The sequence below is a fragment of the Pseudoalteromonas sp. APC 3250 genome (genome assembly GCF_030407915.1).
GTDB classification, from domain to species: Bacteria; Pseudomonadota; Gammaproteobacteria; order Enterobacterales; family Alteromonadaceae; genus Pseudoalteromonas; species Pseudoalteromonas tetraodonis.
Map to the genome: position 1 here is coordinate 39894 of NZ_JASDCM010000003.1, position 23113 is coordinate 63006.

Annotated in this window: 22 protein-coding genes; 16 read left to right on the top strand and 6 right to left on the bottom strand. The window is 41.3% G+C overall.

Going from position 1 to position 23113, the window contains the following annotated elements; all coding sequences use genetic code 11:
- The first annotated feature begins 203 nt into the window (after window positions 1-203).
- From QL986_RS04065 to cyoE, 14 genes are all read left to right on the top strand, one after another.
- Entirely contained in the window at window positions 204-1547 is a 1344-nt protein-coding gene (locus QL986_RS04065) for a Na(+)-translocating NADH-quinone reductase subunit A (protein WP_290191233.1), read from the top strand.
- A gap of 1 nt (window position 1548) precedes the next feature.
- A complete protein-coding gene (locus tag QL986_RS04070) occupies window positions 1549-2754 on the top strand; it encodes an NADH:ubiquinone reductase (Na(+)-transporting) subunit B (RefSeq protein ID WP_008111893.1) in 1206 nt (401 codons plus the stop codon).
- Window positions 2747-3496: a Na(+)-translocating NADH-quinone reductase subunit C gene (locus tag QL986_RS04075; RefSeq protein WP_024601889.1), complete on the top strand. Its 750-nt coding sequence runs from the start codon at window positions 2747-2749 to the stop codon at window positions 3494-3496. The genes QL986_RS04070 and QL986_RS04075 overlap by 8 nt, the downstream gene beginning before the upstream one ends.
- Window positions 3496-4128 (top strand): NADH:ubiquinone reductase (Na(+)-transporting) subunit D, encoded by a 633-nt coding sequence (locus QL986_RS04080; RefSeq protein ID WP_006791491.1) that lies wholly within the window; start codon window positions 3496-3498, stop codon window positions 4126-4128. Before QL986_RS04075 ends, QL986_RS04080 begins: the two co-directional genes overlap by 1 nt.
- Before the next feature lie 10 nt (window positions 4129-4138).
- Entirely contained in the window at window positions 4139-4747 is a 609-nt protein-coding gene (gene nqrE / locus QL986_RS04085) for an NADH:ubiquinone reductase (Na(+)-transporting) subunit E (protein ID WP_006791490.1), read from the top strand.
- A gap of 17 nt (window positions 4748-4764) precedes the next feature.
- Entirely contained in the window at window positions 4765-5988 is a 1224-nt protein-coding gene (gene nqrF / locus QL986_RS04090) for an NADH:ubiquinone reductase (Na(+)-transporting) subunit F (protein WP_013464349.1), read from the top strand.
- 140 nt (window positions 5989-6128) lie between these two features.
- The gene (locus QL986_RS04095) at window positions 6129-7154 is read left to right on the top strand and encodes an FAD:protein FMN transferase (RefSeq protein WP_036956789.1); all 1026 of its coding nucleotides are present in this window, start codon (window positions 6129-6131) and stop codon (window positions 7152-7154) included.
- A gap of 97 nt (window positions 7155-7251) precedes the next feature.
- Window positions 7252-7464, top strand: coding sequence for a (Na+)-NQR maturation NqrM (gene nqrM, locus QL986_RS04100; protein ID WP_010391098.1), 213 nt, complete (start codon window positions 7252-7254; stop codon window positions 7462-7464).
- Between the two features lie 324 nt (window positions 7465-7788).
- Complete coding sequence (locus tag QL986_RS04105; protein WP_024601891.1) at window positions 7789-8217, top strand: hypothetical protein; 429 nt, start codon at window positions 7789-7791, stop codon at window positions 8215-8217.
- Window positions 8218-8544: 327 nt separating this feature from the next.
- Window positions 8545-9498 carry a ubiquinol oxidase subunit II gene (gene cyoA / locus QL986_RS04110; RefSeq protein ID WP_024601892.1) on the top strand — a complete coding sequence of 318 codons (954 nt, stop codon included), beginning with the start codon at window positions 8545-8547 and terminating at the stop codon, window positions 9496-9498.
- A gap of 2 nt (window positions 9499-9500) precedes the next feature.
- Window positions 9501-11489: a cytochrome o ubiquinol oxidase subunit I gene (gene cyoB / locus QL986_RS04115; protein WP_024601893.1), complete on the top strand. Its 1989-nt coding sequence runs from the start codon at window positions 9501-9503 to the stop codon at window positions 11487-11489.
- The gene (gene cyoC / locus QL986_RS04120; RefSeq protein WP_008111916.1) at window positions 11486-12118 is read left to right on the top strand and encodes a cytochrome o ubiquinol oxidase subunit III; all 633 of its coding nucleotides are present in this window, start codon (window positions 11486-11488) and stop codon (window positions 12116-12118) included. The genes cyoB and cyoC overlap by 4 nt, the downstream gene beginning before the upstream one ends.
- Entirely contained in the window at window positions 12118-12474 is a 357-nt protein-coding gene (cyoD, locus tag QL986_RS04125) for a cytochrome o ubiquinol oxidase subunit IV (RefSeq protein WP_024601894.1), read from the top strand. Before cyoC ends, cyoD begins: the two co-directional genes overlap by 1 nt.
- A 9-nt stretch (window positions 12475-12483) precedes the next feature.
- Window positions 12484-13368, top strand: coding sequence for a heme o synthase (cyoE, locus tag QL986_RS04130; protein ID WP_008111919.1), 885 nt, complete (start codon window positions 12484-12486; stop codon window positions 13366-13368).
- Window positions 13369-13463: 95 nt separating this feature from the next.
- Here cyoE and QL986_RS04135 read toward each other — a convergent pair whose 3' ends face one another.
- The 4 genes from QL986_RS04135 to QL986_RS04150 all read right to left on the bottom strand — a co-directional run bounded on the left by QL986_RS04135 (window position 13464) and on the right by QL986_RS04150 (window position 19604).
- Window positions 13464-14141 carry a hypothetical protein gene (locus QL986_RS04135; protein ID WP_013464357.1) on the bottom strand — a complete coding sequence of 226 codons (678 nt, stop codon included), beginning with the start codon at window positions 14139-14141 and terminating at the stop codon, window positions 13464-13466.
- A gap of 135 nt (window positions 14142-14276) precedes the next feature.
- Entirely contained in the window at window positions 14277-16247 is a 1971-nt protein-coding gene (locus QL986_RS04140) for a phytase (RefSeq protein WP_024601895.1), read from the bottom strand.
- Between the two features lie 11 nt (window positions 16248-16258).
- Window positions 16259-17233 (bottom strand): metallophosphoesterase, encoded by a 975-nt coding sequence (locus QL986_RS04145; protein ID WP_024601896.1) that lies wholly within the window; start codon window positions 17231-17233, stop codon window positions 16259-16261.
- Window positions 17234-17297: 64 nt separating this feature from the next.
- Window positions 17298-19604 carry a TonB-dependent receptor gene (locus QL986_RS04150; RefSeq protein WP_024601897.1) on the bottom strand — a complete coding sequence of 769 codons (2307 nt, stop codon included), beginning with the start codon at window positions 19602-19604 and terminating at the stop codon, window positions 17298-17300.
- Between the two features lie 285 nt (window positions 19605-19889).
- On the opposite strand from QL986_RS04150, the gene QL986_RS04155 reads away from it, so the two are divergent.
- Both QL986_RS04155 and QL986_RS04160 read left to right on the top strand, forming a co-directional pair.
- Window positions 19890-20798, top strand: a complete 909-nt coding sequence (locus QL986_RS04155) for a GGDEF domain-containing protein (protein WP_024601898.1) — start codon at window positions 19890-19892, stop codon at window positions 20796-20798.
- Window positions 20782-21780 (top strand): AraC family transcriptional regulator ligand-binding domain-containing protein, encoded by a 999-nt coding sequence (locus QL986_RS04160; RefSeq protein WP_024601899.1) that lies wholly within the window; start codon window positions 20782-20784, stop codon window positions 21778-21780. Before QL986_RS04155 ends, QL986_RS04160 begins: the two co-directional genes overlap by 17 nt.
- Here QL986_RS04160 and QL986_RS04165 read toward each other — a convergent pair whose 3' ends face one another.
- Together QL986_RS04165 and QL986_RS04170 are read right to left on the bottom strand one after the other, a co-directional pair.
- Window positions 21781-22689: a histone deacetylase gene (locus QL986_RS04165; RefSeq protein WP_024601900.1), complete on the bottom strand. Its 909-nt coding sequence runs from the start codon at window positions 22687-22689 to the stop codon at window positions 21781-21783.
- Window positions 22690-22746: 57 nt separating this feature from the next.
- A complete protein-coding gene (locus QL986_RS04170) occupies window positions 22747-23109 on the bottom strand; it encodes a PilZ domain-containing protein (protein WP_016899382.1) in 363 nt (120 codons plus the stop codon).
- Window positions 23110-23113 lie beyond the last annotated feature (4 nt).

Below are 23113 nucleotides of genomic sequence, written 5' to 3' on the forward strand. Positions count from 1 at the left end.
ACGTTTCTCTCGTATAATTTTCATAAATACACTCGCATAGTCAGCCACAATAATGTTAAAATCAAAGCAATATGTGAGGAGTTTTACTGCGCTGCTTGTTTGGTATTTATAGCGAGTCATTTTATATAGCTTGCAATAATACAAATAGCGGCGTGGTTAGTACGATTTTTCAGTTTCTTTCCGTTAATGTAGTGCAAGTGCGTATGATCAATATAAAAAAAGGTCTGGATTTACCCTTAGAGGGCGCACCTCAGCAAGTTATTCATGATGGTTCTGCCGTCAAACGTGTAGCTGTGCTAGGTGAAGAGTTTATCGGTATGCGTCCAACCATGCATATTCGTGTGGATGACCAAGTCAAAAAAGGCCAGGTACTTTTTGAAGATAAAAAGAACCCAGGCGTATTATTTACTGCACCAGCTTCTGGTACAGTAAAAGAAATTAATCGCGGTGCTAAACGTGTTCTGCAATCTGTTGTTATTGAAGTAAACGGCAGTGAGCAAATCACCTTTGGTTCTTTCTCGGAAACTGAGCTTAACAGCTTAGACCGTGAAAAAGCTAAAGAAGTACTAGTTCAATCGGGTCAATGGGTAGCACTTCGTGCTCGTCCATTTAGTAAAGTGGCGGCGTTGGATGCAAATCCGAGCTCTATTTTTGTGACAGCTATCGATACCAATCCACTTGCTGCAGATCCTGCAGTAATTATTGCTGAAAATGCGAAAGCGTTTGAAGCAGGTTTGGCTGTTGTGTCACGTTTAACCGATGGCAAAGTATTTGTTTGTAAGCAAGCAGGTAGTCAAGTTCCTAGTTCACCTATTGCTCAAGTAGAAGTACATGAGTTTGGTGGCGTGCATCCGGCTGGCCTTGTTGGCACTCATATCCATCACCTTGACCCAGTATCTGCTAGTAAGCAAGTTTGGCACATTGGTTACCAAGACGTTATTGCGTATGGTCACCTTTTCCTTACTGGTGAAATTTACACAGACCGTGTGATTTCGCTTGCAGGTCCGCGTGTTAAGAATCCTCGTTTAGTGAAAACACAATTAGGTGCTTCACTTGATGACTTAGTTGCAGGTGAATTAGAAGACGGTGATAACCGTGTTATTTCTGGTTCTGTACTTGCAGGTGCTACGTCGTCTGGCGTTCATGCATTTTTAGGTCGTTACCATGTTCAAGTATCTGTATTACTTGAAGGTCGCGAAAAAGAATTTTTTGGCTGGATTGCACCAGGTAGTGATAAATTCTCTGTAACGCGTACATTCTTGTCTCACCTTACACCGAGTCGTTTATTTAAAATGACAACGTCTACGGGCGGTTCAAAACGTGCCATGGTTCCACTTGGAAGCTATGAGCGTGTTATGCCACTTGATATTTTGCCAACGCTTTTATTACGTGACTTATTGTCTCGTGATTTAGACAGTGCAATTTCATTAGGTGCGCTTGAATTAGATGAAGAAGATTTAGCGTTATGCACCTTCGTTTGTCCTGGCAAATACGAGTACGGCGCAGCCCTACGCGATTGCTTAACTACGATCGAGAAGGAAGGCTAAAATGGGCTTAAAAACTTTCTTAGAAGATATCGAACCGCATTTTGAACCAGGTGGTAAGCATGAGAAATGGTACGCGCTGTATGAAGCCGCTGCGACTATTTTTTACACGCCAGGTTACGTAAACAAAGGTTCAACTCACGTTCGTGATAACATCGACCTAAAACGCATGATGATTTTAGTGTGGATGGCGACGTTCCCTGCCATGTTCTTTGGTATGTTCAATATTGGTCATCAAGCGGCAATCGCGCTTGGTAATGGTTTTGAACTAGCTAACATTTGGCAAGTAGGTTTATTCCAGTTATTAGGCGGTGAGTTAACCGTTGATGCTGGTTGGGGCGCAAAAATGTTCTACGGAGCATGTTTCTTCCTACCTATTTATGCAACAACCTTTATTGTCGGTGGTTTTTGGGAAGTATTGTTTGCTTCTGTGCGTAAGCATGAAGTAAATGAAGGTTTCTTCGTAACCTCTGTATTATTTGCATTAATCCTGCCTGCAACGATTCCTTTATGGCAAGTTGCGCTAGGTATTACTTTTGGTGTAGTTATCGCAAAAGAAATATTTGGTGGTACAGGTCGTAACTTCTTAAACCCTGCGCTTGCTGGTCGTGCGTTTTTATTCTTCGCATACCCTGCACAAATTTCAGGTGACACAGTATGGACTGCCGTAGATTCATTCTCTGGCGCGACTATGCTTGGTCAAGCGTTTGCTGGTACGTTAAATTACGCGACTGATATTGAGCTTTGGTGGAATGCGTTTTACGGATTCATTCAAGGTTCTATGGGCGAAACGTCTACACTAGCTGTACTTATTGGTGGTTTATTCCTAATTTACGTGCGCATCGCGTCTTGGCGTATCGTGCTAGGTGTATTCCTAGGTATGGTAGTAACCTCATCAATACTAAATACTATTGGTTCTGAAACCAATGCTATGTTTGCTATGCCTTGGTACTGGCATATGGTATTAGGTGGTTTTGCATTCGGTATGTTCTTTATGGCAACTGACCCTGTATCTGCTGCATTCACTGATAAAGGTAAATTAGCATACGGTGCGCTTATTGGCTTTATGGTTATCATGATCCGTGTTGTTAACCCTGCATACCCAGAGGGCATCATGCTAGCAATCTTATTTGCTAACTTGTTTGCACCTTTATTCGATCACTTTGTAGTGCAAGCTAATATCAAGCGGAGGTTGGCACGTAATGTCTAGTAATAACGAATCAATTGGCAAAACGCTAGCTGTTGTTGTCTCATTATGTTTAGTGTGTGCAGTTATTGTATCGCTAACATCTGTACAACTTCGCCCTCTGCAAAAAGCAAATAAAGCAAAAGATATTCAAAGCAATATCTTAGCTGCTGCTGGTATTGGCAAAGTTGATAACGTTGCAGAAACGTTTGAAGCTAAAATCGAAACCCGCTTTGTTGATATGCAAAGTGGTGAGTTTGCTGAGCCGGTAGAAGATTTCGACTTTGAAAAAAGCAAATATGATGCTGATTTAAGCAAGTCTCTTAAAGAGAATGGTATTAAGGACATCGCCGGTATTCAACGTATTACCAAGCGTGCGCCTGTTTACATCTCTAAAAAAGACGATGGCTCTACTGATGCAATCATCCTTCCTATTCAGGGTTATGGTTTATGGGGTTTAATGTACGGTTTTATCTCGCTTGAAAGCGATGGCGAAACTATTAAAGACATTATTTTCTACAAACATAACGAAACACCTGGTTTAGGTGGTGAAATTCAAAACCCACAGTGGACTGCAACGTGGGAAGGTAAAGAGTTACCAATCCAAATCGTTAAAGGGACTGCAGCTGGTGATGAGCATAAGATCGACGGTCTTTCAGGTGCTACATTAACATCTAACGGTGTTGACCATGCAGTTGACTTTTGGACTGGCGAAAATGGCTTTGGCCCTTTCCTTGCGAAAGTACGTAAAGGAGCATTGAACTAATGGCTGATACTAAAGAAATGAAGGCGGTCCTATTCGGTCCAGTTTTCGCTAACAACCCAATCGCATTACAAGTACTTGGTATTTGTTCTGCGCTAGCGGTAACGTCTAGCTTAAAAAATGCATTAATCATGTCAATCGCATTGACATTGGTAACTGCATTCTCTAGCCTTTTTATCTCGACTATTCGTAACCATATCCCATCATCAGTACGTATCATCGTACAGATGACGATTATTGCATCATTAGTAATCGTGGTTGACCAAGTACTACAAGCTTTCTCTTACGCTACGGCAAAAGAGTTATCAGTATTCGTTGGTCTAATCATTACTAACTGTATCGTAATGGGTCGTGCTGAAGCTTATGCAATGAAGTCGCCGCCATTAATGTCTTTCCTTGATGGTATTGGTAATGGTTTAGGTTACTCTGTAGTGCTTCTTACTGTTGGCTTTATTCGTGAGTTATTCGGTAAAGGTTCACTGTTCGGTGTTGATATTATTCCATTAGTACAAAATGGTGGTTGGTACCAACCTATGGGTCTATTGATCTTACCACCGAGTGCATTCTTCATCATTGGTTTATTCATTTGGGTACTTCGTACTTATAAGAAAGACCAAGTAGAAGCTAAAGCGTAAGGGGCGATAAGTGGAACATTATATTAGTTTATTTGTAAAAGCCGTTTTTATTGAAAACTTAGCGTTAGCATTCTTCCTAGGTATGTGTACTTTCTTAGCCGTGTCTAAAAAAGTAACTACATCAATTGGCCTAGGGGTAGCGGTTATTGTTGTATTAGGTATTTCAGTACCGGTTAATAACTTGGTTTACCATGCGGTATTAGCACCAGGTTCACTTGAGTGGCTTGGTTACCCAGAAGCGGATCTTAGCTTTTTACGTTTCTTAACTTTCATTGGTGTTATTGCTGCACTGGTGCAAATTCTTGAAATGGCATTAGATAAGTTCTTCCCACCACTGTACAACGCATTAGGTATTTTCCTACCACTAATCACAGTTAACTGTGCAATTTTTGGTGCGGTAGCCTTCATGGTTGAGCGTAACTATAACTTCGGCGAGTCTGTTGTTTATGGTATTGGCGCTGGTGTGGGTTGGGCGCTTGCAATTACATTACTTGCAGGTATCCGTGAGAAAATGAAGTATTCAGACGTACCAGATGGTTTACGTGGTCTAGGTATTACCTTTATCACTGTTGGCTTGATGGGTCTTGGCTTTATGTCATTCTCTGGTATTTCACTGTAATAATAGCGAGGTCAATCATGGATATTTTCTTAGGCGTTGGTGTTTTTATCGCTATCGTTGTAATACTAGTTTTAATCATCATTGGTGCTAAATCTAAGCTAGTTGCAAGCGGTGACATCATCATCGGTATTAATGGCGATCCAGACAAAGCCATTAAAACATCAGCAGGTAGTAAGCTATTAGGTGCACTATCTGAGTCAGGTATTTTCGTATCTTCTGCATGTGGTGGCGGTGGCTCTTGTGGTCAGTGTCGCGTTCACATTAAAGAAGGTGGCGGTGATATTCTGCCAACTGAACTTGACCACATCTCTAAAGGTGAAGCACGTGAAGGTTGTCGTTTAGCGTGTCAGGTTAATGTTAAAAATGACATGGAAATTGAACTTGAAGAGTCAATTTTCGGTGTTAAAAAATGGGATTGTGAAGTTATCTCTAACGATAACAAAGCAACGTTCATCAAAGAACTTAAGCTACAAATTCCAGATGGCGAGTCAGTGCCGTTCCGTGCGGGTGGTTACATCCAAATCGAAGCGCCAGCTCACCATGTTAAATACGCTGATTTCGATATTCCTGAAGAGTATCGTGGCGATTGGAACCATTTTGGTTTCTTCGACCTGGAGTCAAAAGTAGACGAAGAAACAATTCGTGCTTACTCAATGGCTAACTACCCAGAAGAAGAAGGCATTATTATGCTTAACGTGCGTATCGCTACGCCGCCGCCAAGAAACCTAAGCCTACCATGTGGTAAAATGTCATCGTACATTTGGTCACTAAAAGAAGGCGATAAAGTAACTATTTCTGGTCCATTTGGTGAGTTCTTCGCTAAAGACACAGACGCTGAAATGGTATTCGTAGGTGGTGGTGCAGGTATGGCACCAATGCGTTCACATATCTTTGACCAACTTAAGCGTTTAAACTCTAAGCGTAAAATTAGTTTCTGGTATGGTGCGCGTTCTAAGCGTGAAATGTTTTATGTTGAAGATTTTGACGGCCTAGCTGAGCAAAACGATAACTTCGTTTGGCATACAGCGCTTTCAGATCCGCAACCAGAAGATAACTGGGAAGGCTACACTGGCTTTATCCACAACGTGTTATTTGAAAACTATCTTAAAGACCACGAAGCGCCTGAAGATTGTGAGTTCTACATGTGTGGTCCTCCAATGATGAATGCGGCAGTTATCTCTATGCTTAAAGATTTAGGTGTAGAAGAAGAAAACATCTTATTAGATGATTTCGGTGGCTAATACCCAAACTAAATAAATTTAGTTAAAATACCAGCCTCATAGCACTAAGTGTTATGAGGCTTTTTTATATCAACTGACTGAGTTTGGCTTTACCGCTGATTTTAGTTGATACTCTATTTAACCTTTATAAGTAGGCTATTATGAATCGATTAAGCACAGTTAAAGGCGTGGTAGCCTTATTTTTAATCATATCCACGTTACTTATCACCGGTTGTGGCAATTCACAACACAACGAAGAAGCTTACCTTGAAGGTAAAACGATGGGGACAACTTACCACATCAAGTTTTACGCTGATCAAGTAGACCCTCAAGCAGTACAAGCAGAAATAGATGCGGTTTTAGTTGATATTAACCAGTCTATGTCGACCTATATTGAAGAGTCAGAAATAAACACCTTTAACCGTTTAGGTGCTAATCAAGTAATGCCAATTAGTGATGACTTTAGAGCGGTTATTGCAGAATCTATACGAATTGGTGATTCAACTAAAACACTCGATGTGACTATGGGGCCGCTAATCGATTTATGGGGATTTGGTCCTGATAAAAAACCAACAAAGCGCCCAACGGATGAAGCACTGGCAAATATGGTCAGTAACATTGGTATAGATAAGCTGGTCCTTAATGAGCAAGGGTTAGCTAAAACAGTTGCTGATTTAGAGCTGTCGTTTTCGGCTACAGCAAAAGGCTATGGTATTGATAAAGTTGCTGAGCTATTACAAAGTAAAGGCATTACAGATTACATGGTTGAAATTGGTGGAGAATTGCGTATTGCTGGTACAAAACCAGACAATCAAGCATGGCGAATAGCAATCGAACAACCTGATGCAAATCCGGGCGAGCGCAAAGTACACCGCGTATTAACACCGGGTAATAATGGTATTGCCACCTCTGGCGATTATAGAATTTTTTATACTATGGATGGTGAAACCTATACGCACCTTATTGATCCGATGACAGGCATGCCAATTAAGCACGATTTAGTCTCTGTTACTGTTTTACACCCAAGTGCAATGACGGCGGACGGTTTAGCGACTGCTTTAACGGTAATGGGTATGGAAAAGGCACAACGTTATGCGCAGCAGCATGATTTACCTGTGTATTTAATTGCGAAATCGGCACAGGGGTTAGTCACCTATTCGAGCCCTGCATTTAAGCCTTATTTATAGTCTTTAGGTTTATATCCTTATCATGAGGGTATATAATGCAATGAGCTCAGATATGATGTTTGGGCTCATTTTATTGCTGAACAATAGGGGCTAAGCAATGTCACTTTTTTTTCTAACCTTTGGCTTACTTATTTTAATTGTCGCTGCAATGGCGATAGGCATGATAGTACAAAGAAAATCGATGGCGAGTAGCTGCGGAGGCCTAGGCTCTGTAGGTATTGATAAAGCATGTGATTGCGATGATCCATGTGATAAACGCAAAAAGCGTCTAGCCAAAGAGCAAGTATGGAAAGAAAACCAAATTCTTTAAATAGGGTATCCCTGTTTAAACAAAAAACCTCTCGTAGCTCACTACGGGAGGTTTTTTATTTATATCGGCATAAATAAATCATCAGCCGATAAAATAATCGTGTTTTTATCTTGAACAGAAAATTCTCTTTGTTATACTCATGCCCGAACTTTCAGTAAGTTTTGAAAGTTCTATTGATGCGGATCAAAACTAGCTTGGCAAAATAGTGCTAATGCGTTGAGACTGTATTTCATGTCACTGTATAAGGCTTTACGGCTGCAACCTTTTTTGTTGCCACGGTGTACTCCGAATTTTGTTATTAGTCATTTTAATAGGTTAATGTTTTTGAACTCACTTTCTTTGTTTCATACCAGCGCTTTGCTTACCTTAGGTAAGTCAGTGTTGCATGAGCGCTTTAAAAAAGCGAAAAAGGGCGTGAGTGTGGCTGTAACATTATTAGTTTTTAATGCCGTTATGTTGCTTAGTGGCGCTATTGAGGATGCCTTTAGGCTTGAAGCATTGGTCAGTGATGGCTTTTTTATAGAGCCATTATTACTGACAATTGCCGAATTTTTAGCTCATCCCATCTTATCGTGTCAGTTACTTATTGGCCTTTGTTGGCTATTGTTCCACATGTTTCCAGCGCGTCGTGCTGGGATAATCCTCCGTAAAGCAGCCTTTGCTTATAGCGAGGCTAAAGTTCAGCAACCAGTGCAAGCTGCGCATGGTTGTCGTGCTCCACCTAGCTTTACAGGTTGTCTGTTTACCCATTAATTTTATGGGTATAGGTTACACTTGTGGTATCTAATTATTTATTCTTGCTGTAAATAACGATTACTTTCATTGTAGCTTAGTGTTTTTTACACACTCTCAGCCAACCATACCTCACCCAAGTTAATTTTTATTGCGTTATATTAATGTGTTTAAAAAAGCTGGGTTGGTTCTGCTAGGTGGTTTTATTAAGCCAGTGGTCAATACTTCATGCTTGCATTCGCTCTGCATTATTGTAATTCAATCTTAATTAACTTGGGTTTTTATCAAATATCGTTGCTAAATATTTTTGGCAGCTAATAAAAACTCTTTAGGTTTTAGGATAGTCCCTTGTTAATTCGTAACCTTTTTAATATTGCTTTAGCTAGTATGGCGCTGATCTTATCAGGCTGTAATGGCGGGGTACTCGACCCAAAAGGGCAGATAGGTATTGATGAGAAAAATCTGATCATCATCGCCACTGTGCTTATGTTGTTAGTTGTGATCCCCGTTATTGTGATGACTTTATATTTTGCTTGGAAATACAGAGACACACAAAACCATGAAATTTACGCACCAAAATGGGCTCACTCTAATAAGATTGAGGCTGTTGTATGGGCGGTTCCTATTGTTATTGTTGTTATTTTAGGTGTGATCACCTGGCAGTCAACTCAAGAGCTTGACCCCTATAAACCGATAGAGGGTAAAGGTGAACATCTTACTGTTGAAGTGGTGTCACTTAATTGGAAATGGTTATTTATTTACCCTGAACAAGGTATTGCCACGGTAAACGAATTGGTATTTCCTGCTAATGTTCCGGTTGAATACAAAATCACGTCAGAAAGTACCATGAACTCGTTTTTCATTCCTCAGTTAGGTAGTCAAATCTACTCAATGGCGGGTATGGAAACTAAGCTGCATTTAATTGCTAATGAGCCTGGCACGTTTAAAGGCTTTTCGGCTAATTACAGTGGTGCGGGTTTTACTGGTATGAAATTTAATGCCATCGCAACGCCAACAAAAGCTGACTTCAACCAGTGGGTTGAACAGGTAAAAACTAACGCTAATAACCTTACTCATGCCAATTATGTTGAGCTTGCAAAAGCAAGTGAGAACAACCCAGTCGCTTACTATGGCAAGGTTGATGACGGTTTATTTCATACCATAGTGATGAAATACATGCAGGCGCATGGCGATATGAATAAAAAACATCATGCCATGGGTAAACATCAGCAGATGAGTAATGAGCATCAAGCAATGGGTAATCATTCAATGCCATCATCACACAGCCAGGGCGAGGAATAATCATGTCGTTTTTAGGTAAATTATCTATAGATGCAATTCCGTTTCATGAACCTATTATCATGGTTACCATGGCGGTGATTGCTGTTGTCGGGCTTATTATAGCTGGGCTAATAACAAAATATAAAAAATGGGGTGTGCTTTGGCGTGACTGGATCACCTCGGTTGATCATAAACGCTTAGGCGTTATGTACATTTTATTAGCACTAATCATGCTGTTTCGTGGTTTTTCTGATGCCATTATGATGCGTGCGCAGTTAGCGCTTGCTACCAGTGGCGCGCCAGGTTATCTGCCGCCAGAGCATTACGACCAAATATTCACTGCTCATGGCGTTATTATGATCATCTTTATGGCGATGCCATTTATGATTGGTTTAATGAATATTGTTGTACCACTGCAAATTGGTGCCCGTGATGTGGCTTTTCCATTTTTAAATAATTTAAGTTTTTGGTTTACTGCCAGTGGCGCCATTTTAATAAATTTATCACTTATATTTGGTGAATTTGCCAAAACAGGCTGGGTTGCTTACCCACCGTTATCGGAGTTGACCTTTAGCCCTGGGGTGGGGGTCGATTATTATATTTGGGCTTTGCAAATATCGGGGCTCGGTACGCTATTAACCGCTGTTAACTTCCTAGTGACAGTATTTAAAATGCGTGCCCCTGGTATGACTCTGATGAAAATGCCAATTTTCACATGGGCATGTACGTGGGCAAATATCTTAATTGCGGCATCATTTCCAATTTTAACCGCAGTGCTCGCCATGCTAACGCTAGACCGTTATTTAGATTTCCACTTCTTCACTAATGAAGCAGGCGGTAACGCCATGATGTATATCAACCTGTTTTGGGCATGGGGCCACCCAGAGGTATACATTTTAGTATTACCAGCTTTTGGTATCTTCTCTGAAATAGTGTCGACCTTCACTGGTAAACGTTTATTTGGTTATAAATCGATGGTATATGCCAGCGGTGCCATTTCTATTCTTGGCTTTATTGTATGGTTACACCACTTCTTTACTATGGGTTCAAGCGCTAATGTAAATGCCTTCTTTGGGGTAATGACCATGGTCATTGCTGTCCCTACTGGGGTTAAGTTATTTAGTTGGTTGTTTACTATTTACCGTGGTCGCTTGCGCATTACTGTGCCCGTACTGTGGACGCTTGGTTTTATGGTTACCTTCAGTATTGGTGGTATGACGGGGGTATTACTAGCAATCCCTGGTGCCGATTATGTATTGCATAACAGCTTATTCTTAATCGCTCATTTTCATAACACCATTATTGGTGGCGCAGTATTTGGTTACTTAGCTGGTTTTGTTTTTTGGTTCCCCAAAGCAATGGGCTTTAAGCTTGATGAACGTTGGGGTAAAGCATCATTTTGGTGTTGGTTAATCGGTTTCTTTGTAGCCTTTATGCCATTGTACGTACTTGGCTTTTTAGGCATGACACGTCGCTTAAATCACTCAAATAATCCTGATTGGAATATCTGGCTTTATATTGCTGCAGTGGGCGCCGTGATTATTATGTTCGGTATTATTTGCCAAGTTATTCAGCTTTATGTGAGCTTTAAAAACCGCGAAGCGCTTGATGACACCACCGGCGATCCTTGGAACGGTCACACCCTTGAATGGTCAACGTCATCACCACCACAATATTATAACTTTGCTGAAATCCCGCATGTTGATGATATTGATACATGGACTGATATGAAAGAAAAAGGCCTAGCTTATCAAGGTAAATCTAGCTATAGCCCAATTCATATGCCAAAAAATACCGCATCGGGTGTGCTTATTGCTGCGAGTTTAACGGCGTTTTGTTTTGCCATGATCTGGCATATTTGGTGGCTAGCAGGGCTTGGTTTTATTGGCGCGATTGCGCTGTTTATTAACCGTGCTTACACCAGCGATGTAGATTACTACGTGCAAAACGATGAAATATTACAAATAGAAGGCGCGCATATTGCCAGTAATACGAAGGAGGTAAGCGCATGAGTACGTTATCTGCAACTCAAGGCCATGTAAATTTAGAGCCTCATAGCGTAAGTCATACGCATGAGCATCACGATACCTCTGGCGATACAATCTTTGGCTTTTGGCTTTATTTAATGACCGATTGCCTTTTATTTGCCTCATTTTTTGCAACCTACGCAGTGCTTTATATGAACACCGCAGGTGGTGTATCGGGCAAAGATATTTTTGAGCTTGATTTTGTTGCCGTAGAAACTGCGGCGCTACTTATTAGTAGTATCACTTTTGGTTTTGCCATGATTGCCGCTCAAGGGCAAAAAAAGGCGCTGACGCTTGGTTGGCTCGCGGTCACTTTTTGTTTAGGCGCGGTGTTTATTGGCATGGAAATTTATGAGTTCCATCATTTAATTGTTCATGGCAATGGCCCACAGCAAAGTGCTTTTTTAACATCGTTTTTCTCATTAGTGGGTTTGCATGGTTTACATGTAACTGCAGGCCTTATCTGGATGAGCATAATGATGATAGAAGTGATCAAGCGCGGTTTAGGTAAACAAACCGTCACGCGCCTAAGTTGCTTAAGCTTATTTTGGCACTTTTTAGATATTGTGTGGATTTGTGTATTTACTGTTGTTTATTTAATGGGAGCAATGTAATGAGCCATAGCGAAACGCATGCTTTAGCGAAAATGCAAAGCCAACATCATGATCAGTCACACGGCAGTGTAAAAACCTATCTTATTGGTTTTGTCTTGTCAGTGATTTTAACGGCCATTCCATTTTGGATGGTGATGGAGGGCGATTTTTCAAAAGTCACCACGCTTTTGAGTATCGTTACTTTTGCAATCGTGCAAATTTGGGTGCATTTAAAATACTTTTTACACCTTAATTTCACCACCGATGAAGGCAAAGCGAATACCTTTACCTTCTTGTTTAGCGCGTTGATCATCGTCATGGTGGTTGGACTGTCTGTTTGGATCATTTATGAATCAAACGCAATGATGATGTATTAGAGGTTTCAGATGTTTCGTCGTTATTTAGCTGTTACTAAGCCAGGTATTATTATGGGGAATTTGATCAGCGTTGCCGGTGGTTTTTTACTTGCCGCCCGCGGTGATATAGACCCATGGTTAATGTTGGTTACCTTGGTTGGTTTATCGCTTGTCGTTGCATCGGGATGTGCCATAAACAATGTTATAGATAGAGACATTGATGTTGCTATGGCACGTACTCGCTCACGTGTAACTGTAACGGGCGAAATGTCTGCAAAAGCCGCTTTAAGCCATGGCGTGTTATTAGGGCTAATTGGCTTTGGCTTATTAATCGCCTTTACCACTCAAGCGGCGGTATTTTTTGCCGCCTTTGGCTATGTCATTTATGTAGGGGTGTACAGCCTCTACATGAAACGCAACTCTGTTTACGGCACCTTTATTGGTAGTCTGTCGGGCGCAGTTCCACCTGTTGTTGGCTATTGCGCCGTTACGGGTGTGTTCGATATGGGTGCATTAATACTGTTGGTGATGTTTAGTTTGTGGCAAATGCCGCACTCATATGCGATTGCTATTTTTCGCTTTAAAGATTACCAAGCCGCTAATATTCCAGTATTGCCCGTGGCGCAAGGTGTTAACAAAGCTAAGCGCCATATTGTGCTTTATATTGCGGTATATGCTTTAGTGGTGATGCTATTGCCAATTAGTGGTTATACCGGTGCTGCCTTTATGGCCGTTGCCTGTATTACCAGTTTTTGGTGGTTACTCATGGCACTTAGAGGATATCGCTACAACATAGACACCACCCGTTGGGCACGCCAAGTGTTTGCGTTTTCTATTATTAATATTACCGCTTTGAGTATTGCCATGGCGGTAGATTATCAAACAATTGCGCCACAACTAGTGGCGCTAAACTGATCTTAAACGATCAATGAACCGAGTTAATTCCCAAAGTTAACCAAAGGCTCTGAGCATTGCGAGGAGCCTTTTTTCGTCCCTAAAACAAGGCTAAGTTATTTACTTAAGCTTTCAGCATCATAAAACATCGGTTTCAATGTGCCACAATTTATAAACTTATAATTGAGCTCACCAGCAGAGGGCACTTCAGTTGAGGTGCGAAACTTTTGTAAACAGGCACCACTTAAATCAACAAACATAATATGATGATAGCTTGGTGGCTGAGTTATTTGGTGAATATAAATACGCTCATTATTTTTTAGCGTAACCATATCGTACTGTTGCCATTTTGAGGCTGGGCTTAAATCAGTTAGCTCACGAGTAAATAACTGCTCGCTAAGCTCTATTAATTTATCACTGTAAACTAAGCTACCTCCTTGTCTAAAATCTCCAAGGTATACATCTGCGGTAATCGCGACTTCTTCGCCTCGCATTAAGCGTTGAATATTAAACGGCTTTGATTTTACTGTAACTAACTCAGCGTCACGTACTAAATCTAAAAATGGAATATCAGATACATCTACCTTGTACATAACATGTACATCATAAGGAAGCTCAAAGCTTGGAATGTTAATCGCGTATACACTTGAACCCTTATTAACTAATACCATGGCATGCTCTGCTTCATACTTGGGGTTTAATGGCGGAAGTTCTGGTGGCTCTTCGGCATTAGCAAGCGAGCTGGTACAAAATATAATGCTGATAAATAAATATACGAAGTAGGGTAGCCGCATAATAACCTCAATTAATTTATAGATATAAAGTGTAGTATACATTTATACATAATTATCTTTAGTTATATTTTAGTAAAGCTTAAACGTGATACACACTAAAGCTTTAGCGTGTATCAGTACATTTAGGGTTAGCTATTATCTAATTGCTTTTTTCACTTCGCGCCAGTCAATAATTTTAAAGTTTTGTGGTTGTAGGGGCATGCGATTGTAGCCATCTTGTACTATAAGCATGCCTTCAGGATAACCAGGCACAGCCGTTGCTGTAACGGTTAAACCGTCAGTTTCACCTACGCCATCAATGCCTTTATCTAGGTTTGCAATTACATTAAACTTACCTGCAAAGCTTAGACTAGGCTCTGTGTCATCTGAGATTTTATAAAGCACATAGCTATTATCGCCTTGGCTTGATACTACTAAATAGCGAGCATCATTAGCATGATAAATTTCCATACCTTCAACATCTGCCACCAGTTGCTCATTAACACTTTGTAGCTTTACTGCTTTGTTACCAGCGGTAGGCTCTGCACCGATATACCAAATGCCTGCATCTTCTTCACCTGCAAATAGTTGGCCTAGATTATCATCAGCACTACAGCCTTCAGGTTGGCTTGGTAGAGTAAACTCTCTAACCAGTTCACCACTTAAATTACTTTGCTCACCGGTGAGTTTATACTGCTGAAATAAACCTGATTTATCATTAACAAACACGTAATGGCCAGACTCAGAGGAATACATACACATACCGTAAATCTCAGGTAGGTTAGTGGCTATTTCTGTCACATGGTTTACTTGGTTATCGCCATCTACAGTAAATACGCTAATGCTATTAAGAGTACGGTTACTGGCAGTGATCCACGTATGGGTCTGGTTGTTTATACCTTGATGTTGGCGCACATCAACATTATTTAAACGGCCAACATTAAGCGATTGTACTTTGCTGCCAGCAAGGTCATAAACCATCAAGCCGCGACGTTTATCAGTGCCTAAAATTAAGCTTTTTTTAGCGTCTTGCTCATTAATCCAAATAGCCGGATCATCTGCTGCATCACCAAACGCAGCAACCGGTGTAGTTTGTGCGCTGGCATGAAGGTGAGTCATCGCGACATTGTTTTGTGAAGTCGCTGTTTGCGCTGTGTAGTTAACGTTTGCTTGAATGTAAGCGCCTGTTTCATCATCAATTAATACCAGCTGGGCTTGACTGTCATTGATAAAGCTCGCTGCAACAGACTCTATTGTGTGCTCACCTGCCAGTAACCATTGGCTTAGCTTGTCTGTTTGAGCTTGGTAAGCATAAACCACATTACCATCAGTGGCACTCAGCCATAAAGTACCGTCTTGTGATATCGATAGGGCCCCAATTTCACTGTTTAATTCGCCGTAGGGTTGTACCAAAGCCACAGGCTGCTTATTGGCATCAGATTCTGCATCCGCGTTAATAGCCCACACTCCGAGATCTGCTTCACCCACATACAGAGTTTTGGTGTCATCATTAACAGCACAACCTGAAGCCTCAGTGACCGCAGAGAACTCACGTACTGCGATATTTTTAGCTTGGTTAGTGGCTAAATCATAAATAACCGTTTCGCTGATCAAGCCGCGAACATCCGGCACAAACGCTGATACAGTCTTGGTATTGCTGTTTTTAAATAAACACACTGTATCAGGCTGGGCTTGAGGTGGACTAATGCGGGTGAGTTCATTTAGCTGCCAAGTTCGGCCATTTTTTATAAGCTTAAAAATAGCTACGTTGTCTTGGCTTTTATCAAGGCTGGCGAGTAAAAACTGCTGTGCTGATAATTGCTTTAGTGAAATTGATTCAAAGTTACCGGCTAACAGCACACTGCTTTTCTCGTTATCGGCAAGTAATAAGCCCTGGCTTTCGCTCGCCATTAGCCATTGATTATTACCTAGAGCTGCTGCTTGTGAGCCTTGCATGTTTTGTTGTGGGCCAAATAATTTGGTTTCAATGTCTGTTTTTTCAATATATGTTTTTTTTGCAACTGCTGCATTATTTTGCGTATCGTCATTACTTGTACAGCCGCTTACTGCAGTCATTAGGAGTGCACTGACAAGCACAGCTGAAATTGTATTTAGTTTAAAGTTCATTATTTTATCCTTTACTTATCTATGTGCTTTTCAGTGCTAAAACGTACTTCACCAAGGTGATTAATCGCGCTCATTGTTAGCGTTTCGCCATTGATAGAGACACTTAAAAAGCCCGGTGTTGCTTCTGCGTAGCGGGTAAATTCACGTTGTTTTACAAACCGTGCTTCACTGCCACCACCAGAGACAAAGTGAGCCACCTTGCTATTTTTTGGTTGATTGTATTGCAAGTCGTGCTCGTGCCCTGCGATATAAACGTGCACGTTATGGCGTTCTAAAATAGGTTCTAAAATGTCGCGAAGACCTTGGTTGCGACCAAAGCGTTTACCGCTAGAGTAAAGCGGGTGATGGCCAACAACAATTTTCCATTTTGCGTTACTGCCAGCTAGTTGGGTTTCAAGCCATACCAATTGTGTTTGATAGCTTTGACTTTGGGTTGAGCGGTATTTTTCACGGGTTTTATATTCAGGTTGAATCGGGTTGGTATCTAAAAAAACCATTAACACTTGCTCGTTGTTTTCAAGTGCAAATGTTTTACTGTAGTACCTTGCTGGTAATTGCCAGCGCTGACTTTTTGCTGTGTAGTCAATTTGTGCTTGAGCATTACCAAGGTAATCGTGATTCCCCAAAACAACATACCAATCTTCAAATGTGTGAGGGCCGTGGTATATATTCTCAAAGGCTGATTGCCAAAGAGGATCGTTCACACTTGCCACACCATTTGGGTAAAAGTTGTCGCCGGTCGAGACAACAAAATCGGCATCGGTTTGGTACATGGCGATTTCTAGCTGATGAGCCACCTCTTTTTGATAAAAGTGGCCGTTGTGTCCCCAATCACCAATAACCATAAAGTTAAGGCTATTAGGTAACGTAGTTAACTTGGCTATTTTTTGTTGTTGATATAGCGCATCTTTATAAATAACGGGCTCACCAGCACTAAGCGCTGATGAGCACAGTAGCGCGGCCATTATGAAAGACAATTTAAACATGTTCTATCTCCAAAAAAGCACGCGATGGCTTGCCAATACGTGCTTAAAATGACAATACGTGTGATTAGAATGCGTAACGTAGCATTACTTGAATCACTGGACCTGCTTCTTCAGACTCAAGCTCGTACTCATCAAAGTTACGATTATTTTGATCATCAAGAGAGTCAAACTTGTTGAAAACTTCATCTTTACTGGCATCAAGTAGGTTTGAACCAACTAGGCGAAGCGTTACATTTTCCCAGCGTTTTTCTACGAATAACTCTAAATCAGCACCATAAGAGGTTGTCACTTCTTCACCCACAAAGCGTCCGTATGCATCACCTTGATTACGGTACGTTGCACCAAATGATGCGCCAAGTGTTGGTAAATCTTGGATAAAGCCTACGTTATAAACATAATCAGATTGGTCATTAAATTTACGCTTACCAAAGCTGTCTTCAACTTCACTGTCGAGCCAAGAGTAATTTAAGAAGATTCCAGTGTTAGGCATGTTCAAGGCGCTTAGTGGAGTTGATAAATCAAACTCAACACCTTGAACTGTGCCATCACCAGTATTTTGTGGTTGCAGTACAAATGTGCCTTCGCCTTCAGAGCCTTCAACACCGGTACTGGCAATTTCAATAAGGTCGCTAACGTCACGGTAAAATACGTTTACACCAACAACACCACTTTTACCTAAACGGTATTCGTAACCTAAATCGATACCCCAAGACGATTCTGGTTTAAGGCTTGGGTTACCTAAAAAGTCATTATCGGCGAGCTCTTTTTCAAGTAAGGCGGGTGTCATGTAGTCAAAGTCAGGGCGGCGTAAGCTGCGAGCAACAGAGGCACTGACTCGTCCGTTATCGCTGATGCTATAACGAAAGTGAGCCGACGGTAAGAAAAAGTCATAATCATTCTCGGCAGTTACGCCTTCATTGGTATCAGTAATACTTGAATCAGTTGACTCCCAGCGCACCCCCATCTCCCACGAGAACACATCCGCTTCATGCTTGATTAGCGCAAATAAATCAAAACGGTCTTCTTCTAGGGTATTAACGCCACCAGCCACTGGTTCAAAGGCGTTGTCAAAACCGGCAAGAGTCAGTGGATTCTTAGTAAATTGATCCCAATTGGTAAAGTCTTTTTCAAGCTCATCTTCAGCGACAAAAATAGCGGTATCGCGCTCTTTGCCTTGTATAAAAGCACCAAATTGGATTTCTTTTGAATCACCTACTAGTAAGCTGTGCTGCCATTGTAATGACCATTCTTTATCATCGATATCAACGGTTTCTTCTGCTTCTTCAAATACCATTGGAAGTTCTGAGGTATCAAGCTCAACTTCTTGTTCGTAAACAGACTCTTCAAAGCTGGCGTAACCCACTTTAAATTTACTGGTGCCGCCGAGCAGAGGTAATTCATAGCCAGAATTAATGTTGTAGTTGGTTTGATTAATAAACGAAACGTTTGCGTTATCTGAGAGTAAATTACCCCCTTCAACAACAGAGCCTGACGTTGCCGTTGGGTTGTCGTATTCAAAAGAGCGTTCGTCTTCAGTACGGTCGGTATCAACCCACATAGCACTAATGTCAAACTTACCGTCATTATCAAATACCTTCTCAAAGCTGGCATTTAAAGAGGTATCATCGCCATCACGGGTATCAGATTGATCTTCACGGTTATCAAAATCGTCTGTTGCGTAATTCGGGTTATTTTCAGGGCTATCGCCATAACGTCTGCTTGATTTTTGTTTTGGGTTATAACGACCTTGTAAATTAGCGCCTAACAGTAAACGCCCACCTGCAAACTCAGTGCCGTAAACGCCCGCAAGGCTCTCTTTTATTTCGCCATCATCATAACGTAAGCCACCAGCGCGAATATAACCGCCGTCTAAGCTATAGCCATCGCGTAGTACAATATTAAGCGTACCTGCTATGGCATCGGCAGAGCGGTTGGCACTAGATGAGCGAATAATTTCTACACGCTCAATTAATTCTGCAGGAATACGGTCAACAAAGAATGAACGGTCAGCACCTGCGCCCGGAACTTCCTCGCCATTAATAAGTACTTTTGTGTAAGCAGGGCTTAAGCCTCGCATACGTGCGCCGTCTGATTCCAGTACATCAGATAAAAAAGTAACACTAGGAACACGCTTTAATGCATCACCTGCGGTGAGTGGTTCAAAGCGCTGAAAGTATTCTTGTGAGTATTCAAGCGTGGGCGCTAGTTCTTGCGAGCGGTTGCGATAACCAATCTCGCCATATACCACAAGTTCTTCAGAAACCTTTACTTCAGGTTCTCTTGGTGATGTTTGTTCTTGTGCATTCACGCTAACACTAAATTGGCTCAGTGCTAACGCCGCCACAACAGCATTTAACTTAAATTGTTTCATTGATTTGCTCCGGTTGTCCTTGGTTTGGTGAGCAAACTAAAAAAAGTTAATGACGCTAATGTGACAGTTTTACCGTTAATTCCTGACAAAACGCCAACTTAGTGCTTTTTAAACAGACATTTGAGCTGTTTAAACACGGCTCCAGCGCACTAAAGATGGTTATTACTAGGTTAAATACCTATAAATTTTAATCTCAATGTCATATCAATGAGCCAATATGACCCTGCCGAACACAGCATGACTAAGCTAGCATGCAGACCAACATAGACTAAAGAAGCCACCCTAATGCGATATAACCCATTTACCAGCCATGCAAAATTAACCAACACCATCATTTTATTATTGGTTATTGCTGTAGCAATATGCGCTTACTTTGGCGAACTTAAGCAATGGCAAGACATTGCGTGGCTCGATATTGTTGGTGAGGGCGGTATTGTGTTGATGACACTCAGCTGGATAGTTGCGTTACTTATTTCACGACCGCCAGGCAAAGTAACTACCTTATTAGTGTTAGGTTTAGGTTTGTTTATGTTCTCAGCCACGCTCGATTTACTCGATGAGTGGTTAAAGCAACCTTCACAATTATGGCTCACCTGGTTTGAATCACTGCCAGCGCCGTTTGGTATGTCGCTTACCAGCGCTGGGCTTTATTATTGGCACCAAGAACAGTTTGTTCTAAATCGTCAGTTACGTCGTCGTGAAGCGCATCTGCGAGAGCATGAAAAAGTCTGTCCTGTAACAGGGTTATACCGAGTTAACTACTTACATTCACTCATGCAGCAACAACAAACAGAGCAGCAAGGCGGCACTTTAGGCGTTATTGATATTCGTGATTTTGCAAAGTTTAATGCGCAGTTTGGTTTTAGTGAAGGTGATAGGTTACTAAGAGAAATTAGTGATTTATTAGTAATGAATTGCCGTTTGAATGATGTGCTTTGTCGCTATGCTGGCGATTGTTTTATTGTGCTTATGCCGAATACCAGCCAAAGCCAAGCCAAAGAATTACTAGCGCAAATGAAAGCGGCGCTTAACCATTGTGCGTTTAAAGTCGCAAAAAGCAAAGGCGCACAGTTCCAGCATATTTTAACCGCCACCATGGCAATGGATTTAGCGCAAGATCCAGTGCAGCAAACCAGCCAGTTACATCAACAATTACAACAAGAAAAGGCCCTTGTAGGTGCAGCAGTATATTAGCCTAGATGATAAATACCTCAGCGCGGAGGGAATGATCACTGCGCTGGTGGAGCTTGCTCAAGGGCGAGGGATCCCGCTGCATAAATTGCTGCGTGGTACGGGTATTTTTGAGCAAGATTTATATGATCTATCACAGCGCTTTAGTTTATCCCAGTTATTGGCTTTAATTAGCCAGTTTAAAGCCTTAATGAAGAGTAATGATAGTGGCTTTTTACTGGGTCATCAATTGGTTAATGACGTTAGCCCAGCAGTGCAAAGTGTGCGTTTAAGCCCCAGTTTAGGTATGGCTTTAAAGCAATTACAACAAATTAGTACCGTTATTGCCCCTTTATTATTTACCCGTAAGCATATATTTAAAGACGATTTATATCTGTACTTGCAACCGAGTATCGGTATGGACGAGTCATTAAAAAATTATTGTTTTGAAATATATAGCGCTGCGTTAATGAGCTTGCTTAAACGAGTATGTAATGTGTATCCACATTGTTATTTTGACTTTACCTGTAAACGCCCTCGGCATATTCAAGAATATGAGCAGCACTTAGGCTTACGAATACGGTTTGAACAACCCTATACCCGTTGGCACTTTAATAAACAACTACTTAAGTGCACAAACCCAGAGGCTAGTCAGCTTAGGTGGCAGCAGTGCATAGCGCAAAGTGAGTTACATAAGAATGTATCACAGTCTTTTGTTGAGGCTGTGTGCCAGCGCATTTACCGTGATAAAAACAACAGCCTTGCTAACAGTGCTGAGCATTTTGCCATGAGCTCTGCTACGTTTAAACGTAAGTTAAAACAACACGGTGTCAGTTATTCTCAATTACAAGATGAGCAAAATAAACTTAAAGCTCTGCATTTACTGGGGGTGTGCCAGCAAGGTAATGAACGAGTGGCTGATCGGCTTGCATTTTATGATATTCCTAATTTTCGCCGTGCATTTAAGCGTTGGACAGGTATTACGCCGAGTCAGTTAAAAGTATAATTAAAAACTGGCAGCTTGCTCTATAACAATGCCATGACGTTTTGCTAGGCGCTGATGATCTCTGTCATAGCCTCCACCAATCACAGTGGCTACAGGTGTATTATTTGCAAGGCAACGCTTAAGCACTATGTGGTCGCGCTTTTCTATTCCTTGCCAACTAATATCCAGTTTGCCTAAGCCATCCTCTTGCCAAATATCAACCCCAGCATCATACAAAACCAGATCTGGGTTAAGCTCGTGTAATAAAAATTGTAGCGTATCGTCAACAATACCTAAGTATTCAGCGTCTTGCATATTATTGGCTAAACCAATATCTAAATCGCTAGGAGACTTTCTAAATGGGAAGTTTTTCTCACAATGTATTGAACAGGTAAACGCATAAGGTTGATGAGCCAGCATGGCTGCGGTGCCATCACCTTGGTGAACATCTAAATCAAAAATCAGTACGTTGGTAACTTCACGATTTTGAATTAACGTTTGTGCGGTAAAAGCTAAATCGTTCACCATGCAAAAACCCGAGCCAAAATCACTGTGGGCATGGTGAGTGCCGCCCGCTAAATGGCACGCAAGACCACTTTTAAGCGCTAAACGCGCAGTTTGCAGTGTCCCTAATGGGGCGGTAAATGTGCGGTTCATTAGTGCTTGCGACCAAGGTAGGCCTATACGGCGCATGGCTTTTTCATCTAGGCGATTATGCCATAAATCGTGAATGTAGTTTTCACAGTGCACTATTTCTAACTCTTCAACACGACCATGTGGTGGCTCTATGATATTGCTGCCAGCAAGCCCAAGGGTTTTAACATGCTGGTATAGCTGCGCAAATTTACTCATTACAAAGCGGTGTTTGGGATCAAAACTAAACGAGTAATTAGGATGATAAACTAAAGGTAGATTGGGATTTAAACTCATATCTGCGTCGTTTAATTATTTTTGGTTATGGTAATCAACTTCACGCAGTGCGTCTATTTATGTTTGGTAAATAAGCGTTTCAAGCTCACGGTGTAATAATGTTTCATCAGCAAGGTTTAGTTCAACCAAGCGCTTTAAATGCGTAATGCTGTCTATATCAATGTTATGACATTTAAGACCAATATGGTTTTCTTCTATGTGACGAATAACCACCGGCATTTTTATTTCAATATCGCTTTGTGGCAAGGTAAAACGTAATATTGCTTCGTCATTTTTGTTGCATGTAAAGGCATCGCTTTTAGTGATCAGTGCACCATGTAAAGAAATATCTAATAGGGTACATGCATACTGGGAGCTAGCCGTTTCCAATTGCGCTGCTGTAGAGAACATAATACGAGAAAATTGCCGACGGTTTTGCATAATA